The organism is Kitasatospora sp. NPDC088548, assembly GCF_044753005.1.
GTDB lineage: Bacteria > Actinomycetota > Actinomycetes > Streptomycetales > Streptomycetaceae > Kitasatospora.
Genome location: NZ_JBIVMI010000025.1, coordinates 121,383 through 140,336 on the forward strand (window position 1 = coordinate 121,383; position 18,954 = coordinate 140,336).

Sequence of the window (18,954 nt, forward strand, 5' to 3'; positions counted from 1 at the left end):
GCCCGTACACGGACATGACACTCGGAACGTCCCAACGGATGCAGAACGCAGACACAACCGTGAAGTGGCCGCCTCAGGACCCCCGGCACCCAGGGGTTTCGACTGATCGCGGACGGTCATCCCCGGCGCGCCGGGAGTCGGCCGGAACTCTTCTGAACTTCCCTCCCGAACCACCGAGTTGAAGCAATGATGGGACCGGTACGCACCGGCGGCAGGCCGGCCCGCACACGACCAGGAGGCCGCACACCGTGACCAGGAACCCGTCCGTGACGCACCGCGCGCTCGCCGCACTCGCCGGCTGCGCCGCACTCGCCGCAGTGGTCACCGGCTGCGGTTCCGGCGACGCCGACCGCACCGCCGCGCCCCGCCACCGCCCGGGCACAGAAGCCGGGCGAGGCACTGCGCAAGGCCTCCCGACCGACAGGCCGCTCCTGAATGCCCGTCAGACCGGCTGAAGACCGTCGAGCCGCCGCGTCAACTCCTCCAGCGGCAGGCTCGGCACCGTCGCCAGCACCACCCCCGCCAGCCGCACCGCCGCCGGGGATCCCGAGCACGCCCGCAACAACGCCGCCCGCACCCCGGGCTCCCAGCTCCCGGGATCGACCCCACCCAACAGCTCCAGCAGCAGCAGCGCCTCGGCGTCCGTCAGCCGGCCGGCCGACGACGGGTCGGCCGGCCCCTCCAGCGCTTCGCCCGGGCCCGCTTTCGGACAGGCCGCCGCAACCAGCGCCGCCTCCTCGCGGCTCGCCACGCCCAGCGCCTGAACGATCCGCCGCAGCGAATCCGCGCGCGGGCGGGCCCGGCCGCGTTCGAGGTTCCCGATGGCCCGCGCGCTCAGCCCCGAGCGCTCGGCGAGTTCTTCCTGTGTCAAACCGGCCGCCTCACGCGTAGAACGCAGCAGCCCGCCAAAGTACTCCTGCCGCTCTTTCATCCCCGTCCCCCCGGAGGCAGCCACGTCCGATCTCACCTTAGGTAATCGATCGGACACCAGCCTCTGATATGACTTGAATCACAAGTCAATCCGCTCCGAACAAGGGCAACTTGGGCCCGCCCCGTCTCACATGGCGAGACCATCCCCATGAACGGGTAACCCGCAGAGAAGTTCCGGCCCAAGTTCCTGTTCATCAGGTCGCTCCCGAACCAGGATCGAAGCCGTGCGAACCGCTCCGGCGACCCGCACGCGGCGGCCCCGCCATGCCGGGCGAGGCCACCGCGCATCTGCTCCGTCGCACCACCGCACAGTCATCAGCCATTCAGTGGCACGACCAGAGGAGCTGGACCCCATCATGGCACTTCGCAAGCGCATAGCGGCCCTGGCCATCGCCGGCAGCGCCGCCCTCGCCGGCACCGTCGTGGCCGCCGGCCCGGCCGCCGCGATCGACCGGGTCGACACCAACACCTGCAACTCTCGCAGCGACTTCTTCACGCTCTGGAACTACCCGCCCAAGGTCTGCTTCGCGGGCGACGGCGCAGCGAATGTGGAGATCTTCGACGTCTACCAGGTCAACTCCGGCAACAACAACTCCTACTTCAACTGGCAGAGCACCAACGGCGGTTCCTACCAGAGCCACCTTGGCAACGGCTACTACCAGACCTTCGACCCCCGGGTCAAGGTGACCTGGATCTACATCAACGGCCGCTGATCCACTGAGAACACCGGGCGTGAAAGAAAACTGAGCATCATGTCGGTGGTGAGTTCAGCAAAGGGCTCACCACCGGCAGCCCCGGGTGCGTGTCCGGACAGATCGCGAGGAAGAGACTTTGGCACACCATCTGACGACCCGTTTCCTGCCTGCGGCCATCATGATCGTCGGCGCGGTCACGGTCTCCGCCTGCGGAGGGCCCGGCGAGAACACGAAGGACGCTCCGCCGGCGGCCGGCCCGATACCCGTGATCACCGACCCGAGCCAGATCACCCTGCCGACCGACGCCTACCTTCCCACTGTCGCGCAGGTCCGCCAGGTGGTACAGGCCCAGGACGCGGTGGCGGCAGTCTGCATGCGGGAGTTCGGATTCGCCGGGCAGACGACGACCCTGGTGGGAGTCGACGAGGAGCCCCGGCGTCGGCTGACACACAGCCCGCTGTACGGCTACTTCGACGTGGTCGGCAACCAGTCGAAGGGGTACGACAACGTCCTCAGGCCGGATCAGTCGATTCCTGCCGGATCCGGTCCGGCACACACCCCTTCCGTCGAGGAACAGATCGCCTTCACCGGCTCCGGCATTACGGCCGGCCAGGCCACAGACAAGATCAACGGAAAGTCCGTTCCCCCTGGTGGATGCTCGGGGAAGGGACGGGACACGGTCGGCAACGCGCCCATAATCTCCGACACCTCGCTTCCCGACGGCGGCCCGAAGATACCCACGACCGACCCTCGCATCGTCGAGGCGTATGCCAAGTGGTCGGCCTGTATGCGGGCCAAGGGCTACAGCTACAAGGATCCTGTGGCAGCCAACCTCGACCAGAAGTGGCACCAGCCGTCAGAAACTCAACAGGCGAGCACCGAGCAGGTCGCCACCGCCACCGCCGATGTCGAGTGCAAGCTCGCCGGCAACACGGTGGGGGTCGTCGTGGCGGTCCAGAATGCCTACGCCAAGCAGTACGTCGAGGCCAACGCGGCCAAGCTCGCGACGTTCAGGCAACAGACCGACGATCTCCTCAGGAGGGCCGCACAAGTCCTTGCGGGCAGCCAGGGCTGACTTCCGGACCACCCCCTTACCTCCCACCGACAACCCATGGACGACACTCTCCCGTAGTGAAGTCCTCGGGGAGACAGCTTTGTTGATGACAGGCAAGAAGGCCGACCGACTGCGCGACGCCCACGCCGACGACACCGCCGCCCCGTCGCCGGGCCGTTCCCGGGCGGCACGGCGCAAGCGGGTGCTGCTGGCGGTGGCGGCGGGATCGGCGCTGGTCGCGGTCGGCGGGCTCGGGGCCGCGACACTGGTCAAGTCCCCGGCCGAGCGGGCCGCCCGGACCGCTCCGCCGGCGAACAGCCTGATCACCGCGCCGGTGACCAGCCAGGTGGTGAACCAGTCGGTGCCGACCCGCGGCGTGGTGTACCCGCCGACGCAGTACAACATCGTCCCGGCCGCCGCCTCCGCCGACGTCACCCAGCTGTACGTCTCGAAGCTGGGGGTGAAGACGGGCGACAGCGTGGCCAGCGGGAAGCTGCTGGCCGAGGTCTCCGGGCAGCCGCTCTTCGCGCTCAGGGGGCCGGTGCCCGCCTACCGCGACATCAAGCCCGGCAGCAACGGCCCGGACGTCACCGAACTCCAGGACACGCTGGCCGAACTGGGGTATTCGAGCAGGCCCGACGAGAAGGGCAGCTACGGCCCCGGCACCGCGCAGGCGGTGAGCGACTTCTACCGCAAGCTCGGCTATCCCGTGCCCGTCACCGGCGCCACCACCCAACAGGCCGTCGACACCGCCCAGAAGGCGGTGGACGCGAGCCAGAAGGCCGTGGACTCGCTCACCGCCCAGAAGAAGGCGGGCGCCGCACCGCCCGCCGCTCCGCCGGGACCGGCTCAGACCGGTGCACCCCAGACCGGCGCACCCCAGCCCGGTACACCCCAGCCCGGTACACCCCAGCCCGGTACACCCCAGACCGGCATACCCCAGACCGGCGCCCCGGCCCCGACCGCCGGGCTCGACCTCGACCGGCAGATCGCCGACGCGAAGAAGCAGTTGACCGCCGACAAGGCCGCCCTCGCCAAGGCCGCCGCGGCGAACGGCCCGATGGTCCCCGCCGCACACGTGGTGTTCCTGCCCACGCTGCCGGCCGCCGTCACGGCGGTCAACGGCTCGGTCGGCTCGCCGGTCAACGGCACCCTGCTCTCGCTCACCAGCGGAGGCCTGAGCCTCACCGGGCAGCTGACCCCGGGTCAGGCCGCCGGGGTCAAGGCGGGGATGGCCGTGGAGATCCTCGTCGAGGACACCAACACCACGCTCACCGGCACGGTGGCCGAGGTCGGCGCCCCCACCACCACTCCCCCGGCCGGCAAGGTGATCACGCTCGGCGGAGCCGCCGCGGGCGGCGGCGCGGGCGCCGGCGGCACGGCCGGCGGGAACCCGGGAGCCGCCGGGGGCCAGCCCAACGCTCCTGGCAGCGGAGTGAGTTACACCCCGATCACGATCAGCCCGACCGCCCCGCTGCCGGCCACGCTGAACGGCAAGAACGTCCGCCTCACCGTCCTGAAGGACAAGGCCGGTGCCCCCGTGACGGCCGTCCCGGTGGCCGCGATCACCACCAACGCGGCCGGCCAGACCTCCGTCACCAAGGTGGACGCCGCCGGCACCCGGACGACCGTGCCGGTGACCACCGGGGTGACGGCCGACGGCATGGTCGCCGTGACCCCGGCCGCCGGGACCGAACTGAGGCCCGGCGACCAGGTGGTGGTCGGCAAGTGAACGACGGACCACCGGTCATCGCCCTCACCGGGGTCGGCCGCAGCTACCCGGGCGAGCCCCCGGTCACCGCGCTGCACCCGTCCGACCTCACCGTCCACCGCGGGGAGTACCTGTCGATCACCGGGCCGTCCGGCTCGGGCAAGTCCACCCTGCTGCACCTGCTCGGCCTGCTCGACACCCCCAGCCGGGGCCGGTACGAACTCGACGGCATCGACACCGGAAGCCTCCGTGACCGGGACCGTTCGACGCTGCGCGGCAGCCGGATCGGCTTCGTCTTCCAGTCCTTCCATCTGCTGCCCCACCGCACCGCCGAGGAGAACGTGGTCCTGGCCCAGGTCTACAACCGCACCCCGGCCCGGACCCGCCGGGCCACCGCGCTGGCGGCGCTGCGCCAGGTCGGCCTCGGTCACCGGACGGACGCGCTGCCCACCACCATGTCCGGCGGTGAGCGCCAGCGGGTCGCGATCGCCCGCGCCCTGGTCAACCGGCCCAGCCTGCTGCTCTGTGACGAGCCCACCGGCAATCTGGACTCGGCCAACGCCGCGGCGGTGCTCACCCAGTTCGACGAGCTGCACGCGCAGGGCTTCACCCTGGTGGTGATCACCCACGATCCGGTGGTCGCGGCCCGGGCCGGACGCCAGGTCGCCATCCGCGACGGCGTGCTCAGCGAAACCGGGACCACCGAACCCCCGGGCGCCGCCGCCCTGACCGCCGAAACCCCCTCCGCCGAAACCCCCGCCGTCGAAGCCGAGGTGCCGCTCTGATGGCCCGCGGCGTGCTGCCCGGGCCCGGCTCCCGGCTCGGCCTCAGGGACCTCGGCTCGGAGGCGGTCTCCGGCATCCTCCAGCGGCCCGGCCGCTCGGTGCTGACCATGCTCGGGACGGTGCTGGGCATCGGCGCCTTCGTCGCCGTCCTCGGCCTGACCGCGACGGCCTCCGGCCAGATCGGCGAGCAGTTCAGTCTGACCAAGGCGACCACCGTCCAGGTGACCGACCGGCCCCGAACCGACGGCCTCGCCCCCGGCACCAACCCGCCGACGGACTTCCCGGCGGACGCGGACCGCCGGCTCGCCGCGATCGACGGCGTCCGGGCGGCCGGCGTCTGGTGGCCGGTGCCCGGCAACCTGACCGTCTCCACCCGCCCGAACGGCGAGAACGAGGGAACCGGCCTCACCGTGCTGGCCGCCACCCCCGGCGCCGTGGCGGCGATGGAACCCACCCTGGCCACCGGGGTCACCATGGACGACTTCGTCCAGAGGACCGCCCAGCCGGTGGTGCTGCTGAGCCAGGCCGCCGCCAAACGCCTCGGCGTCAGCCGGCTCGACTCCCAGCCGGCCGTCTTCGTCAACGGGATGCCGTACACGGTGATCGGCATCTACTCGGACGTCCAGCGGCAGCCCAACGCCCTGCTCGGCCTGGTGATCCCGGCCAGTACGGCGCTGGAGCGGTACGGCAACCCCGGCGCCGAACCGGACCGCGCAGCCCAGGGCCTGGTCGCCACCCGGGTCGGCGCCGCCTCCGTGGTGGCCGCGCAGATCCCGCTCGCGCTGCGGCCGGACGCTCCGGACTCCTTCACCGTCGTCCCGCCACCCGACCCGCACAGCCTCCAGGACAAGGTGACCTCCGACCTGACCGGCCTCTTCCTGGCGCTGGCCGGGATCTGCCTGCTGGTCGGCGCGGTGGGCATCGCCAACACCACGCTGGTCGCCGTCCTGGAGCGCACCGAGGAGATCGGTCTGCGCCGCTCGCTGGGCGCCCGGACCGGGCACATCGCCGCCCAGTTCCTCACCGAGTCCACGGCCCTGGGCACCCTCGGCGGTCTGATCGGCACCGGCCTCGGCGTGGTCACCGTCGTCGCCGTCGCCGCCGCCCGCGACTGGACGGCCGTCCTCCAGCCCGCCGCCACCCTCCCGGCCCCGCTGGTCGGTACCGTGGTCGGCCTGCTGGCCGGCCTCTACCCGGCGGTGCGCGCCGCCCGCACCGACCCCCTGAAGGCGCTGCGCAGCGGCTGAGCCCGGCGGGGCACGGCGGAGAAGATCCGAACAGCACGAAGGGGGCCCGCCGGTGATGGCGGGCCCCCTTCGTGCTGAGGGTGGGTCAGGCGGCCTGTGCGGCAGGGGAGGAACTCATCCCGACGGGATCAGAACGCCTCCTCCGCGAGCTCCATGATCTCATTGTCGACGCCCTCGGCGATCAGCCGCTGCGGGGTGACGGTCGGCAGGACGTTCCTGGCGAAGAAGCGGGCGGCCGCGACCTTGCCCTGGTAGAACGACACGTCCTTGCCGTTGGCGCCGGACTCCAGCCTGGCCAGGGCCACCGCGGCCTGGCGCAGCAGCAGCCAGCCGATCACGACGTCACCGGAGACCATCAGCAGGCGGGTGGTGTTGAGGCCCACCTTGTACATGTTCCTGACGTCCTGCTCGACCGAGGTGAGGTCGGCCAGCAGCTTGCCGACGATGGCCTCCAGGTCGCCGGCGGCCTTGGCGAGCAGGGCGCGCTCGGCGGCCAGGGCGTCGCCGCCCTCGGCCGAGCCGAGGAACTTCTGGATCTGCTCGGACAGCGCGGTGAGCGCCTGCCCGCCGTCCCTGACGATCTTGCGGAAGAAGAAGTCCAGGCCCTGGATCGCGGTGGTGCCCTCGTAGAGGGTGTCGATCTTGGCGTCCCGGATGTACTGCTCGATCGGGTACTCCTGCAGGTAGCCGGAGCCGCCGAAGGTCTGCAGGGACTGGGCGAGCTGCTCGTAGGACCGCTCGGAGCCGTAGCCCTTGACGATCGGCAGCAGCAGGTCGTTCAGGCGCTCGGCGGCCTCGTCGGTCTCGCCGCGCAGGCGGGCGGCCAGCACGTCGTCCTGGGTGGAGGCGGTGAACAGGACCAGGGCGCGCATGCCCTCGGCGTACGCCTTCTGGGTGAGCAGCGAGCGGCGCACGTCGGGGTGGTGGGTGATGGTGACGCGCGGGGCGGCCTTGTCCCCGAACTGCGAGATGTCGGCGCCCTGCACGCGCTCCTTGGCGTACTCCAGCGCGTTGAGGTAGCCGGTGGAGAGGGTGGCGATGGCCTTCGTGCCGACCATCATCCGGGCGAACTCGATGATCTTGAACATCTGGCGGATGCCGTCGACCGTCTCGCCGAGCAGCCAGCCCTTGGCGGGGTGCTTGGCGCCGAAGGTCATCTCGCAGGTGTTGGAGGCCTTGAGGCCCATCTTGTGCTCGACGTTGGTGGCGTAGACACCGTTGCGCTCGCCGAGCTCGCCGGTCTCCCAGTCGAAGTCGAACTTGGGCACGATGTAGAGGCCGAGGCCCTTGGTGCCCGGCTTGCCGCCCTCGGGGCGGGCCAGCACCAGGTGGATGATGTTCTCGGACATGTCGTGCTCGCCCGAGGTGATGAAGCGCTTCACACCCTCGATGTGCCAGGAGCCGTCCTCCTGCTTGATCGCCTTGGTGCGGCCGGCGCCCACGTCCGAGCCGGCGTCGGGCTCGGTGAGCACCATGGTGGCGCCCCAGAGGCGCTCGGTCATCCGCTGGGCGACCTTACGCTGCTCCTCGGTGCCCTCGTCGTAGACGACGCCGGCGAAGGCGGGGCCGGAGGAGTACATCCAGATCGCCGGGTTGGAGCCCAGCACCTGCTCGGCGTAGGCCCAGATCAGCGAGGACGGGGTGACCTGGCCGCCGATGCCCTCCGGGATGCCCAGGCGCCACCACTCGGCGGCCATGTAGGTGTCGTAGCTCTTCTTGAACGAGGCCGGAACCGGAGCGGTGCCGGTCTCAGGGTCGAAGACCGGCGGGTTGCGGTCGGCGTCGGCGAAGGACGCGGCGAGGTCGTTCTCGGCGAGGCGCGCGATCTCGCTCAGGATGTTCTTCGCGGTCTCGACGTCCATGTCCGCGAACGGTCCGGTGCCGTACACCTGCTCGCGGCCGAACACCTCGAAGAGGTTGAACTCCACGTCCCGCAGGTTGGACTTGTAGTGACCCATGGCCGTTTTCTCCGGTTCGTCGCTTCCGGGAGACCGCCGCGTTCGGGCGCCCCGTACCCACCAGTAAGCATCATGATGCTACCCAGCGGTAACTTGTTTCAAGCCCCTGGCGGTGAATCCGCTATGAACGTGGTCACGTCCCACAAGCCGGGACGACCACTCATTGTCAGGATCGACGCCCGCACGGGCGGGTGCGCTCCCGATAGCCTGTCCGTGTGTACGGATATGACCAGAACGCATACCCGGGCGACCCCTACCAGCAGCAGGCGGGTCCGCAGCCGGGCATGAACGGCATGCCCGGCCCCGGCCCGTACGGCGAGCAGCAGCAGGCGCCGCAGCAGTCCCTCTACCCCGAGCCGTCGCCGCCCTCACTGGCGGACGCGGTCCGGGCCTTCACGACCGGGTCGATGGCGGTGGAGGACTTCCAGGCCATCTTCATCACCTCCAGGGTGCACTGCCCGCGCGGCGACCGCCCCGGCTTCCTGGCGCTGCACAACACGCCGACCCCGGTGATCCCGATGTTCAGCTCCCTGAAGGAGCTGCGCCGCTACGCCGGCAAGGACTCCAAGCACTTCACCGTCACCGGCGCGGAGGTCCTCGACCTGCTGCCGACCGGGTACGGCTTCGCGCTGGACATGGAGGGCGAGCACCGGATGGTCTTCGACGCCAAGGCGGTGGAGCAGATGGTCGACTTCACCATGCGCCGCATGTACGGCTGATCCGCCGCGACGGGAGCCCAGGGACTCCCCCGTCACCACATGGTTCAAAATTCAACTTGCTTCTTGTTGAGGATTGAACTAATCTCGTGCATGCAGGCCACAAACTCCCGAAGGAGGCCGACATGCCCGCCGTGACCGTCGACAACCCGCTGACCCTCCCGCGCGTCGCCACCCCCGACCCCGCCGTCACGAGCGCCCGGCCGGTCCTCACCGTGGTCACCGCGCCCGAGGGCTACGAAGGCGAGGGCTTCCCGGTCCGCCGCGCCTTCGCCAAGATCAACACCAAGTACCTCGACCCGTTCATCATGATGGACCAGATGGGCGAGGTGGACTACGCGGCCGGGGAGCCGAAGGGGACCCCTTGGCATCCGCACCGCGGCTTCGAGACCGTCACCTACATCATTGACGGAACGTTCATCCACCGGGACTCGCACGGCGGCGGCGGCACCATCACCGACGGCGACACCCAGTGGATGACGGCCGGCTCCGGCCTGCTGCACATCGAGAGCCCGCCGGAGTCGCTGGTGCAGTCCGGCGGCCTCTTCCACGGCCTCCAGCTGTGGGTGAACCTGCCCGCCTCGGACAAGATGATCGCCCCGAAGTACCAGGACATCCGCGGCGGCAGCGTCAAGCTCCTCAGCACCGAGGACGGCGGCGCGCTCCTGCGCGTCATCGCCGGCGAGCTGGACGGCCACCAGGGCCCCGGCACCACCTTCACCCCGATCACCATGATCCACGCCTCGATCAGCCCCGGCGCCCAGATCACCCTCCCCTGGCGCTCCGACTTCAACGCCCTCGCCTACGGCCTCGCCGGCAACGGCTCGGCCGGCACCGAGCACCGCCCCTTCCACCGCGGCCAGGCCGTCGTCTTCGGCGACGGCGACTCGATCACCATCCGCGCCGACGAGAAGCAGGACTCCCGCGACAACAACTTCGAGGTCGTCCTCCTCGGCGGCCTCCCGATCCGCGAACCCGTCGCCCACTACGGCCCGTTCGTCATGAACAGCCACCGCGAGCTCCAGCAGGCCATGGAGGACTTCCAGGCCGGCCGCCTCGGCACCATCCCCGCCGACGGCCACTGAGGGCTCCGGAGCCGGAACGGCGGAGCGGCGTACCGGTTCTACTGGTACGCCGCTCCGTCGTGTGCGGGCGTCCCGTGCACGACGAACTACCGGGAAGTGGTAGCGGAGATCCATCCTGACCTGGCTCAATAGCAGGATGGAGATCGGCGAGAAGTGGGCCTACCGAGCCCAGCCCAAGTTGCTCGGCAGTGCGGTCCGTCAAGTGGAGATCGTCCGTGTCGGCGGCCCACGCCGTTCCTCGCAGGTGCATGTCCGGTTCCTCGAAGGCGAGGATGCCGGTCTACAGGACTGGGTCACTCCGGCATCCCTGGTCTCGCCATGGGACGGCGTCGCGGCCTTCCAGGCCGATGACAATGCCGAACTCGCCCTGGCCGAGGCGTCCCGGCAGGTGCGGAAGACTGTGGAGTTCGAGACCGCCCGGATGGTTCTCGGCTTCGTCCGGCCCAAGAGCCGATTGCGACTGCGCACGACCGTGGCCGATGCCGGTGTTCTGGAGTTCACCTCTCTGGCCGCCGTCGCCGAGCAGTTCGGGCTCGATGCTGCCGCGCTCCGGGCCGACCCGATGCTGTATGAGAACCGGACCGGCCTGTTCCTGGCAGGCTGGCCGGTCACCGAGCGAATCGCCCGGCGCGCCGCAGAGGTCCTGGCCGAGGACCTCCTCCCGGAGGTCGAACGCAGGCAGGAAGTTCTCGACCGAGACCGTGCGCAGCCCTCATGGCAATCGTGGAACCGCCGCGACGACCGGAAGCTGCAGGCCGAGGACGACATGCTCCGGACCGTCCGGGAGTGGTGCGGCCAAGATCGGGTCGACCGCTTCGATGAGTTGCTTGCTCTGCGGGCCGAAGTCGAGCGACTCGGAACGATCGTCGAACGGGCGCTGAAAGCGCTGCGCGATCGGGGACACGGCGTCATCGCCTCCACCATTGAGCGCGACCTTGGGGTCCGGGCCTCCACCCTTGGTCCCGAGGTCCGGCGCTGACACCACGCCACGGATCGGTCTGCTGCCGTGACACGGCGGGCTCGGCGGGCGCCACCTCCTTCTCCGGCCGGTGCGGGTTCCACCCGTCGAGGAAGGGGCGAAGCTCATCACCGGTGGGCTCGGTGTCGAAGACCTCGACGCCGAGTCCGCTCCGGGGAGCCGTCGGATCGATCCGGTCTGCCTCGGCCCTTCCCCAGGCGGACCATTCCCGGAATCGTTGCGCCTCCACCGCGTCGGCCCGGCTGGCGGCTTCGTCCAGCGCAGCGCAGAACTCCCTGATCTCGCGCGCGCCTTGCCAGCGTTCCAGAGCTGACCCGAACCTCTCCAGGCGTGACGCCTCCGCGGCCTTGCCCCGGGCTGCGGCAACGACGGCTTCCCAGTCCCGCTGCCTGCGCGCCTTCTCCTCGGCGGCCAGCCGCCGCCGCTCGGCCTCGGCCCTCTCCCGTTCCTCCCCCAGTCGGCGTTGCTCGGCCTCGCGCTCCAGTCGGAGGCGCTCCTGTTCCTCGGCGCGTGCCTTCAGCGCCCGGAAGAGCGATGTGATCTGCTCCTCCAACGGCCGCTTCGGCGAGTCGGCGCAGTCCTTCTTCCAGCCGCCGCCGTATCCGTAACCGCCGGCATGCGTCTCCACCAGCTGAAGGTCGAGCTCGCCGGACGGCTCGGATCGGTAGGCCGGAGTCACCCGCTGCCAGTCGTACGTCTTGCGCCGTCCATTGGCCCGGGGCACGAACTGGACCTGCTTTTGCCGCTCCTTGAAGCTCAACTCCCATGTCCTGCCGTGGACCGAGAGCAGTGGCCGCGGCTGTTTCCGCTTCTTGGAGATCGTCACGTCACCATGGCGTGCCAGCGCCTCCTGGGCGATGAGGCGGACGATCGACAGGACGCGAGGGAGCACCTCCTCGGAGATCTCGAAGGCGCTGTGGTCTGCCGTCAGAGCTGCGATCACATCGTCCACGTCCGTGATGACCCGGCTGCGCTGGAGCCGGATCCGGTTCCACTCGGTCTCGTCCAGCCCGTTGTCGCGTAGCAGACCGAGGAAGAAGTCACCCTTCTCCCGGCCGCTGTACTTCAGCTGGTAGCCGTCGGGCGCGCATGTACGAGCCGCGTCGAAGGCCCGGCGCAGCCTGGCCCGTTCCTCCGGCGACGGGTCGGAGATCTTCAGGATTCCCCCTGCCTGCTGGACCTGTTCGATCAGTGCCTGACCGTTCGCCGCCCTGGATTCCTTCGGTGTCTTCGGTTGCTGTCGCACTGTCGGCGTCTGGGCGCCTGCCTGGGCTTCCGGCGGGCCCGCCTCCGCAGATCTGCTCTGGGGCGCCGGGCCGGCGAGGCCCTTGGCCTTGGTCACGGGCTTGGGTGCCGCAGCCGGGCGATCCGGATGATGCCCGTGCTCCAGGTAGAACCGGCCTGCATCGGTGATCTCCGCCCGCCACTTCACCCCTTCGCCCTTCGGCATGGCAATGAGGCCGCGCCCCTTCAAGGCACGAGCGGTAAGGGCGAGCTCAGGCTCACCAGAAGTGACCGGGCTCCCACTCCCACCGATGCGGGCAAGAAGACCGAGCTGACGCTCATTGAGCGGTGACCAACGAAGCATGTTGCCGTCGTACCCCATCAGCATCAGCGGAGACAACTGCGTCGCCCCAGGAACCGGGCTCGGTGCTGCCTCCGCAGCCAGGAGACGTCATCAGCGCAAGGGCCGGAATGCCGGAGCCGCCATGGCTTCACCCCTCAACGCGATACGTTGGCACTTCCGATTCCAAGATCGGGCACGGTGGCTGCACAGACGTCGAAGCGGAAGGGTTGGGATGGCAACGTGGGCGAGGACCTGAAGCACTGGGTTCGCGTACCGGTGGGGCCTGACGCGGCCCGATGGGCCACCCGCGGGCGGTGCCGACGGGTCCTGCTGGTCGTCCACAACGTGACGTCCGCGACGCGGCTGCTCGATGTGCTTCCGCTGTTCCGCGACGATCTGCGCCTTCAACTGCTGGCCACCTGTACCGGGTCTTCCCCATTCCAGTCCGGTGTGACAGAGCTGCTCGCATCGACGGGCATTTCGGTACTGCCCTGGGAACAAGCGATGTCGACTCCTGTGGACTTGGCCATATCGGCAAGCTTCGGCGGCCAACTTGCCGGCATTAAGGGAAAGTTGACCGTCCTATCTCACGGTGTCGGATATAATAAGAAGCTGGCCACGCCGGACGCCGGACGCCGGACGCCGGACGCCGGACGCCGGACGCCGTCTTCGGGCTCGGGCCCGAGTGGATCCTCACCTCGGAAGGCGTCCCGATCGCGGACGCCATGGTCTTCTCCCACCCCGAGCAGATCGACCGACTCGCCGAGTCCTGCCCCACGGCCCTGTCGACCGCCGTCCTGGCTGGCGACCCCTGCTTCGACCGCATCCTCGCCGCCCGGCACCACCGCGACCGCTACCGCAGGGCCCTGGGAGTCCGTCCCGGGCAGCGTCTCGTCCTGCTGAACTCCACCTGGAACCCGACCTCACTCTTCGGCGACTCCGGCCCCGAGGACGTCCTCCCACTCCTACTACCCAGGCTGACGTCCGAGCTCCCCGCCGACGAGTACCGGGTCGCAGCCGTCCTCCACCCGAACATCTGGCACGGCCACGGCCCCGGCCAGGTCCGCCTCTGGCTGGACAAGGCCCGTCGAGCCGGGCTCGCCCTCGTCGACCCGCTCGAAGGCTGGCGCCAGGCCCTGATCGCCGCGGACGTGGTCCTCGGCGACTTCGGTTCGGTCAGCTACTACGCCGCCGCCTGCGGCACGCCGGTCCTGCTGGGCGCCGCCGACCCGGAGGCACTCGGACCCGAGTCCCCCGTGGCGGCGTTCGTCCGGGACGCGCCCCGCCTCGATCCGTACAGCGCGCTGCCGCCCCAACTGGACGAACTGGTGGCCGAACACCGTCCCCTCGCAGGGCCGGCCACGCTGACCAGCTCGGTGCCGGGAGAGTCGGCAGCCCTGCTGCGCGACCTCTTCTACCGGATGATCGGCATCCCCGAACCGGCCGCCCCGGCAGTGCTCGACCCGCTGCCGCTGCCACCGTACGAGCCGCCGCTCCGCACAGCGCCCTTGCGCGTCCTGACCCGCGCCACCGCGGACGACACCATCGCCGTCCAGCGCTTCGCCGAGCCCCGGTACGAACCCGACGACGCCGAAGGCGAGGGCCACCTCGCCGTGCACGAGGAAACCATCGATCCCGGCGCGCTGACGATTGCCGATGTGATCCTCCGGTACGGCGCGGCCGACGACCCCCGGTTCGACTCACCTCACGAGTGGGCGGCCGACGTCCTCGACCGGTACCGTTCCGCCTCGCTCGCCGCCTACGTCACCAGCCCTCACGAATGCGAGGTGCTGCACCGCGGCGGACTGCGGTACAAGCTAACCTCCGACACCGCCGGAGACCCGGCCGCGCACGCCTCAGCGCTCTACGCCCGGCTGCACACCGGCCCGCCGATCGTGACACCGGAGGACACCACCCTGACCGTCAAGACCGGCAGCCACCTCGCGCGAGTGCACGTCACGGTTGTTCGGGAAGACACTGAGCACGCAGCCCGGCCAGGTAGGTGAGATGGATGGTGGCGTTCTCCCGGCTCAGCAGCGCGACGGCCTCGTCGATCAGGGGAAGCGCCCCGACGTGATCGACCACGTCGAGGTGAAGCTCCGCGAGATCCGTCAACACCCGGGCGGTGTTGTAGCGCTCGCCGCTGCCACGGAAGAACTCCCGTGCCGTGGTGAGCCTCTGCTCCGACTCCTCGAACCGGCCAAGGCCTCGTAGCGCCCGCCCCCGGTGCCGGTGCAGCAGCGCACGGGCCCGCGGCACGTCGGCGGCACCGTCGCCAGCCGGGCCGATCCCATCCAGCAGTCTGTCCGCCTCCTCGAAGCACTCCAAGGCCGACCGGAACCGCCACTGGCGCAGCCGCAGCAGCCCCAGCGACTCGACCGCCGTCGCCCGGCCGCGGGCGTGCCCGGCCCTGGCCTCGTCGTCCGCAGTGGTCAGCAGCTCACGCTCGGCCTCCTCGTCCTGCCGCAACTCCATCAGCGCGAAGGCCAGTTGGGTGTGCATCCGGCCCGCCGTCCGGGTGCCCGGGCAGTGCCGGCCGGCAGTACGGGCCCCGGCCCTCAGCGCGGGCAGCAGGGCATCGTGGCAACCCGCCTTGAGCTGGACGGCCCAGAGCGCCTCCACCAGCTGGCAGACGGTATCGAAGCGGCCGAACTCCTCGGCGGCGAGTACGGCTTCCACCAGGTTGCCCGACTCGGCCACCAGCGCGGCGACCGCCGCGCCCTCGTCCTCGTACGGGCCCGGCCCCAGCTCTGCGTACAGCGGGCCGAGGTGCCAACGCTCCTTCAGCGCCGCATAGTCCGCTCGGACGGCGAAGTGCAGGTACCAGTCCACGGCGCGGGCCACGGTCGCGGCACACCCCGCCAGGCCGTCCTCGCGGGCCGCCGCCTCCTCCGCGTGGGCGCGCACCGCCGGCCGGTACCGGTAGCGGCCGTCCCCGGTGCTCTCCAGCAGCTGGAGCTCCACCAGTTCGGCCAGGGCCGATTCCGCCTCGGCCTCCTGGACTTCGGCCATCGCCGCCACCGCGGCCGCGTTCAGCGAGGGCCACGGACACAGCGACCCGAGCCGGTAGATCCTCGCCGTCTCTGCCCCGAGACGCCGGTAGGCGTCCTCGGCCGCCGCCCGAACCGGGGGCAGCGGGCCGGCCGGGCTGCCGTTGCCGATCGGCCCGGTCGCCAGGTACGGGGCCGCGGCCCGCAGGGCGAACGGGGAGCCGGCACACCGCTCCAGCACCGAGGGAAGCGCGGCGCGGGCCGTCACCATGGCCGGTCGGCCCGCCAGGTCGGCCAGCAGCCGCTTGGCGTCCTTGTCGGACAACGGGCCGACCGGGATGGTGACCGCGTCCAGTCCGGTGAGCGGACGGCGGGCCACGATCAGGGTGAAGACTCCGGGCGCGGCCGTGATCAGCGGCTTGATCTGGGCCGCCGACTGCGCGTGGTCGAGCACGACCAGCAGTCGCCGATTGGAGAGCAGGGAGCGGAAGAGGTCGACCCGGTCCTCCAAGGCGGGCGGAACGTACTCCGCCGGCACGCCCAAGCGCAGCAGGAAGTGCCGCAGGACCGTCGCGGCCGTCGGAGCGGTGCTCGCCGATCCGCCCCGCAGGTCCGCGTACAAGGTTCCGTCCGGGAACCGGCCGGCCGCGAGGCCGCCCCAGTGGAAGGCGAGCGCGCTGGTACCGATCCCCGACGGGCCGTGCAGGACGGCCACCTTCGGGAGACCGTCGGGCTTCCGCTCTGCCTCACGGTCCAGCAGCGTCAACGGCCCCTTCCGGTCGGTGAAGAAGCGGGCCGAGGCCGGCAGCAGCCGCGGCACCCCGTGCGCCGCCGCCCCACCGGCGCCCTTCCCGCTCATCACGGCGGCGAGCGCCCTGGCCTGCTCGGGGCTGCGCATCGCCTCCGCCATAAGCAGCCCCGCCACGGACTCCCGCTCGGCCTGCCCGACCGGCGCCGACACCTCCCGCCCCACCGCCCGGGCCACCAGCCCGCCGACCGTCTCCCAGGCCCGCTTCCCCGCCTCGTTGGCCATCCCCGCGCCGGCCGCGCCCAGGAAAGCCGTCACCATCGACAACGACAACGGATCCACCGCACCCACCCCCCGGTCCTTCGTGGGGCAAGGTTCACCACTGCCCCAGCCTGTTGCGTCCGGCCCAACGGTAGCCTGCCGAAGCAAGCAGTCGAAGGAACGCGGGCCGCCGATACGGCAGAGAGGATCCTGCTCCGCGACGCGCCCAGAACTCCGCCGGGCGTTCCTCTGTCGGTGTCAGGCCTACCTGCGAAGCTCTGCCCATGTCAGCAAACATCGCCCTCGAACTGACCTTTTACTGCGTCAGCATCTACCTGCTCTTCGCCATGTTCTCCGTGAGCTCTGCGTGGATCAGCGGGCCTCGCGTGCCCGGCAACTGGCTCCGCCGTCTGCGCCCTCTCGATTCCCTTCTCCGTTCCATGGCTCGCAGACGCGCGCAGACTGCTCGCCGCCTCCTGGAGGACAGCGGGGTGAGTGCCGACAAACTCCCCGATGTCGCCTTGCTGGAACGAGTCATCGCCGACCGGTCACGGTCCTTGGTCGGCATGGGTGTGGTCTGGGCTCCCCCACTCCTTGCTTCGTTCGCCATGTGGCTGGGTCTTTCCATTGGCGACCCGGATCACCATGCCTTCAAGAGCACTGCGCCCCTGCTTCCTTGGGGCTTGCTCTTCCTCTCCCTGTGCCTCGCCGAGGCAGACCGCAGAGCAACCACGCGTTCCGTTCCGAGGGAGTGGACGGTTCACACGGCCCTGGCTGCTCTGGAGAGTTGCACCGAGGACAAGCCTGAGCGTCGCGGCCGAACTGCGGACGGTTCTGTGTCCAAGGCCATGGGTGAGCTCTGTTCGACCCTGGAACGTCAAGCACGCTTCGTGCCGAAGGATGCCGATCACATCCTCCGACAGCGGGTCCGGGACCGCGCCTACCTGATCGTCCGCAATGTGCAGGCAGCCAAGATCCGGCTGCTGTCCGAAGACACTGTGGCCCGGACTGACCTGGCCAGGATCCTGGCGTCCGTCCTCCGGCACGCAACCCGGCCAGCCAACGTGATCGGCGCCACCGTGAAGCTCGCCGACGATGAGGTCCTGAGCGACGACCCTGCGTGGCACCGGGACTCACGCCCTGCCTCCGCGATGACCAGCGCGATCGGCAACCTGGCCTTGGTCGCGGCACTTGTCGGCACAGGCGTAGCCATCAATCTCATCGGACTGCCCGACGTGGTGGCGACCCCCATCGTCTCAGTGATCACTGTGGCGGGTGCCCTCGTCCTGAGGAAACTACGCATTCCGACAACGGCGGAGAGCCCTTCAACGGCCGCCCAAACTGACCAGCCCGGCACCCCGGCGGAACACACTGAGGTTCCACGACAGGATGTTCCGCCAACGCGGATCGAGAGGTGACCTGTCTCCGCCGCCCCGCTGGCGCAGGCGCCGGCAGATGAGTCCGGATCCGGCAGTGCCGGAATTCGTCAGCCGAAGGCGGCTCACAGCCCGAGCAGCGTACCTATCCGGCGACGCGCGTCAGCACGGTTTCCCAATCTAGATCCAGTCGCTCGATGGCAGATGCAAGAGTCACGAATGCGTCGATTCCCGCTACCTACGGAGCGATATGCCGGACAATGTCTTCCTCGCCAGCTTCCCTGCGCAGGCATCAGTGCCACCTCGCCCGACTTCCGGTGCAAAGGCCGTCCTGTCGGGCGCTCAGCCCTGCACCGAGATGCTCGGCTGCATCATGGATCACTCGGACCCGGCCAGCTATGTGGTTCCGTGCAACCAGTTCGACCACCACGGACCTGAGCACACGATCCGTGATCCTTCCGGATATCCGGTCTTCACCGTCCGTCGCACCTGGCTGGCAGCGGAAGGCTGCGAACCGATCATCGAAGGCTGGGGCTACGGCGCCAGCCTGGAGATGAACCAGGCCGGGGCTCATGACTTCGCCGCACAACTACGCGACCAAGCCTCCCGGATCGACGAAGAGGCCGAGCGCCTCGCCGCCGCCCACTCCCCGCGAGCCACCGACGGCTGCGGTGCTCATCCGTGGTGCGTGAAGGGCACCGCACCGCACGCGGACTGCGAGGGGACAGAGATCACCCTTGAGGCCGTCGACTCCCTTACTGATCGTTTCAGAATGAGGTTCGGAGCTTTCGCAGGCAGATGATGCTGCAGGCGAGTTGGAGCAGGCCGAGGTGGAGGTCGGCGCGTATCTCG

15 protein-coding genes are annotated in these 18,954 nt (G+C 70.0%); 11 read left to right on the top strand and 4 right to left on the bottom strand.

Features of this window, described 5'->3' with window-relative positions; all coding sequences use genetic code 11:
* Positions 1-442 precede the first annotated feature (442 nt).
* Complete coding sequence (locus tag ACIP82_RS28080) at positions 443-931, bottom strand: helix-turn-helix domain-containing protein (RefSeq protein WP_400657280.1); 489 nt, start codon at positions 929-931, stop codon at positions 443-445.
* Between the two features lie 355 nt (positions 932-1,286).
* Here ACIP82_RS28080 and ACIP82_RS28085 point away from each other — a divergent pair, with 355 nt between their 5' ends.
* From ACIP82_RS28085 to ACIP82_RS28105, 5 genes are all read left to right on the top strand, one after another.
* Positions 1,287-1,643: a beta/gamma crystallin domain-containing protein gene (locus ACIP82_RS28085; protein ID WP_400657282.1), complete on the top strand. Its 357-nt coding sequence runs from the start codon at positions 1,287-1,289 to the stop codon at positions 1,641-1,643.
* Positions 1,644-1,761: 118 nt separating this feature from the next.
* On the top strand, positions 1,762-2,700 hold the full coding sequence (locus ACIP82_RS28090; RefSeq protein WP_400657284.1) for a hypothetical protein: 939 nt from the start codon (positions 1,762-1,764) through the stop codon (positions 2,698-2,700).
* Positions 2,701-2,785: 85 nt separating this feature from the next.
* On the top strand, positions 2,786-4,411 hold the full coding sequence (locus ACIP82_RS28095; protein WP_400657286.1) for a peptidoglycan-binding protein: 1,626 nt from the start codon (positions 2,786-2,788) through the stop codon (positions 4,409-4,411).
* Positions 4,408-5,175 carry an ABC transporter ATP-binding protein gene (locus tag ACIP82_RS28100; RefSeq protein ID WP_400657288.1) on the top strand — a complete coding sequence of 256 codons (768 nt, stop codon included), beginning with the start codon at positions 4,408-4,410 and terminating at the stop codon, positions 5,173-5,175. The genes ACIP82_RS28095 and ACIP82_RS28100 overlap by 4 nt, the downstream gene beginning before the upstream one ends.
* Entirely contained in the window at positions 5,175-6,422 is a 1,248-nt protein-coding gene (locus tag ACIP82_RS28105; RefSeq protein WP_400657291.1) for an ABC transporter permease, read from the top strand. The genes ACIP82_RS28100 and ACIP82_RS28105 overlap by 1 nt, the downstream gene beginning before the upstream one ends.
* A gap of 128 nt (positions 6,423-6,550) precedes the next feature.
* Here ACIP82_RS28105 and ACIP82_RS28110 read toward each other — a convergent pair whose 3' ends face one another.
* Entirely contained in the window at positions 6,551-8,380 is a 1,830-nt protein-coding gene (locus ACIP82_RS28110; RefSeq protein WP_400657294.1) for an acyl-CoA dehydrogenase, read from the bottom strand.
* A gap of 215 nt (positions 8,381-8,595) precedes the next feature.
* Here ACIP82_RS28110 and ACIP82_RS28115 point away from each other — a divergent pair, with 215 nt between their 5' ends.
* From ACIP82_RS28115 to ACIP82_RS28125, 3 genes are all read left to right on the top strand, one after another.
* A complete protein-coding gene (locus tag ACIP82_RS28115) occupies positions 8,596-9,099 on the top strand; it encodes an SseB family protein (protein WP_400657297.1) in 504 nt (167 codons plus the stop codon).
* Positions 9,100-9,221: 122 nt separating this feature from the next.
* Entirely contained in the window at positions 9,222-10,181 is a 960-nt protein-coding gene (locus ACIP82_RS28120) for a pirin family protein (protein WP_363605332.1), read from the top strand.
* A gap of 136 nt (positions 10,182-10,317) precedes the next feature.
* Entirely contained in the window at positions 10,318-11,160 is an 843-nt protein-coding gene (locus ACIP82_RS28125; protein ID WP_400657300.1) for a PE-PGRS family protein, read from the top strand.
* Here ACIP82_RS28125 and ACIP82_RS28130 read toward each other — a convergent pair.
* Positions 11,090-12,766 carry a PE-PGRS family protein gene (locus ACIP82_RS28130; protein WP_400657303.1) on the bottom strand — a complete coding sequence of 559 codons (1,677 nt, stop codon included), beginning with the start codon at positions 12,764-12,766 and terminating at the stop codon, positions 11,090-11,092. The two genes, ACIP82_RS28125 and ACIP82_RS28130, sit on opposite strands and share 71 nt — an antisense overlap.
* Positions 12,767-13,452: 686 nt before the next feature.
* Between ACIP82_RS28130 and ACIP82_RS28135 the strand changes: the two genes are divergently transcribed.
* Positions 13,453-14,733 carry a hypothetical protein gene (locus ACIP82_RS28135; protein ID WP_400657305.1) on the top strand — a complete coding sequence of 427 codons (1,281 nt, stop codon included), beginning with the start codon at positions 13,453-13,455 and terminating at the stop codon, positions 14,731-14,733.
* Here ACIP82_RS28135 and ACIP82_RS28140 read toward each other — a convergent pair.
* Positions 14,684-16,816 (bottom strand): tetratricopeptide repeat protein, encoded by a 2,133-nt coding sequence (locus tag ACIP82_RS28140; RefSeq protein WP_400657307.1) that lies wholly within the window; start codon positions 16,814-16,816, stop codon positions 14,684-14,686. The genes ACIP82_RS28135 and ACIP82_RS28140 overlap by 50 nt on opposite strands.
* A gap of 194 nt (positions 16,817-17,010) precedes the next feature.
* On the opposite strand from ACIP82_RS28140, the gene ACIP82_RS28145 reads away from it, so the two are divergent.
* Positions 17,011-18,144, top strand: coding sequence for a hypothetical protein (locus ACIP82_RS28145; protein WP_363605324.1), 1,134 nt, complete (start codon positions 17,011-17,013; stop codon positions 18,142-18,144).
* Between the two features lie 208 nt (positions 18,145-18,352).
* The gene (locus ACIP82_RS28150; RefSeq protein ID WP_400657309.1) at positions 18,353-18,904 is read left to right on the top strand and encodes a hypothetical protein; all 552 of its coding nucleotides are present in this window, start codon (positions 18,353-18,355) and stop codon (positions 18,902-18,904) included.
* Positions 18,905-18,954: the final 50 nt, after the last annotated feature.

What these genes read in the sequence shown, in the direction of transcription:
- ACIP82_RS28080 (WP_400657280.1), bottom strand. Translation starts at nt 931, where the DNA reads ATGAAAGAGCGGCAGGAGTACTTTGGCGGGCTGCTGCGTTCTACGCGT.
- ACIP82_RS28085 (WP_400657282.1), top strand. Translation starts at nt 1,287, where the DNA reads ATGGCACTTCGCAAGCGCATAGCGGCCCTGGCCATCGCCGGCAGCGCC.
- ACIP82_RS28095 (WP_400657286.1), top strand. Translation starts at nt 2,786, where the DNA reads ATGACAGGCAAGAAGGCCGACCGACTGCGCGACGCCCACGCCGACGAC.
- ACIP82_RS28105 (WP_400657291.1), top strand. Translation starts at nt 5,175, where the DNA reads ATGGCCCGCGGCGTGCTGCCCGGGCCCGGCTCCCGGCTCGGCCTCAGG.
- ACIP82_RS28110 (WP_400657294.1), bottom strand. Translation starts at nt 8,380, where the DNA reads ATGGGTCACTACAAGTCCAACCTGCGGGACGTGGAGTTCAACCTCTTC.
- ACIP82_RS28120 (WP_363605332.1), top strand. Translation starts at nt 9,222, where the DNA reads ATGCCCGCCGTGACCGTCGACAACCCGCTGACCCTCCCGCGCGTCGCC.
- ACIP82_RS28125 (WP_400657300.1), top strand. Translation starts at nt 10,318, where the DNA reads ATGGAGATCGGCGAGAAGTGGGCCTACCGAGCCCAGCCCAAGTTGCTC.
- ACIP82_RS28130 (WP_400657303.1), bottom strand. Translation starts at nt 12,766, where the DNA reads ATGGGGTACGACGGCAACATGCTTCGTTGGTCACCGCTCAATGAGCGT.
- ACIP82_RS28135 (WP_400657305.1), top strand. Translation starts at nt 13,453, where the DNA reads ATGGTCTTCTCCCACCCCGAGCAGATCGACCGACTCGCCGAGTCCTGC.
- ACIP82_RS28145 (WP_363605324.1), top strand. Translation starts at nt 17,011, where the DNA reads ATGTCAGCAAACATCGCCCTCGAACTGACCTTTTACTGCGTCAGCATC.
- ACIP82_RS28150 (WP_400657309.1), top strand. Translation starts at nt 18,353, where the DNA reads ATGCCGGACAATGTCTTCCTCGCCAGCTTCCCTGCGCAGGCATCAGTG.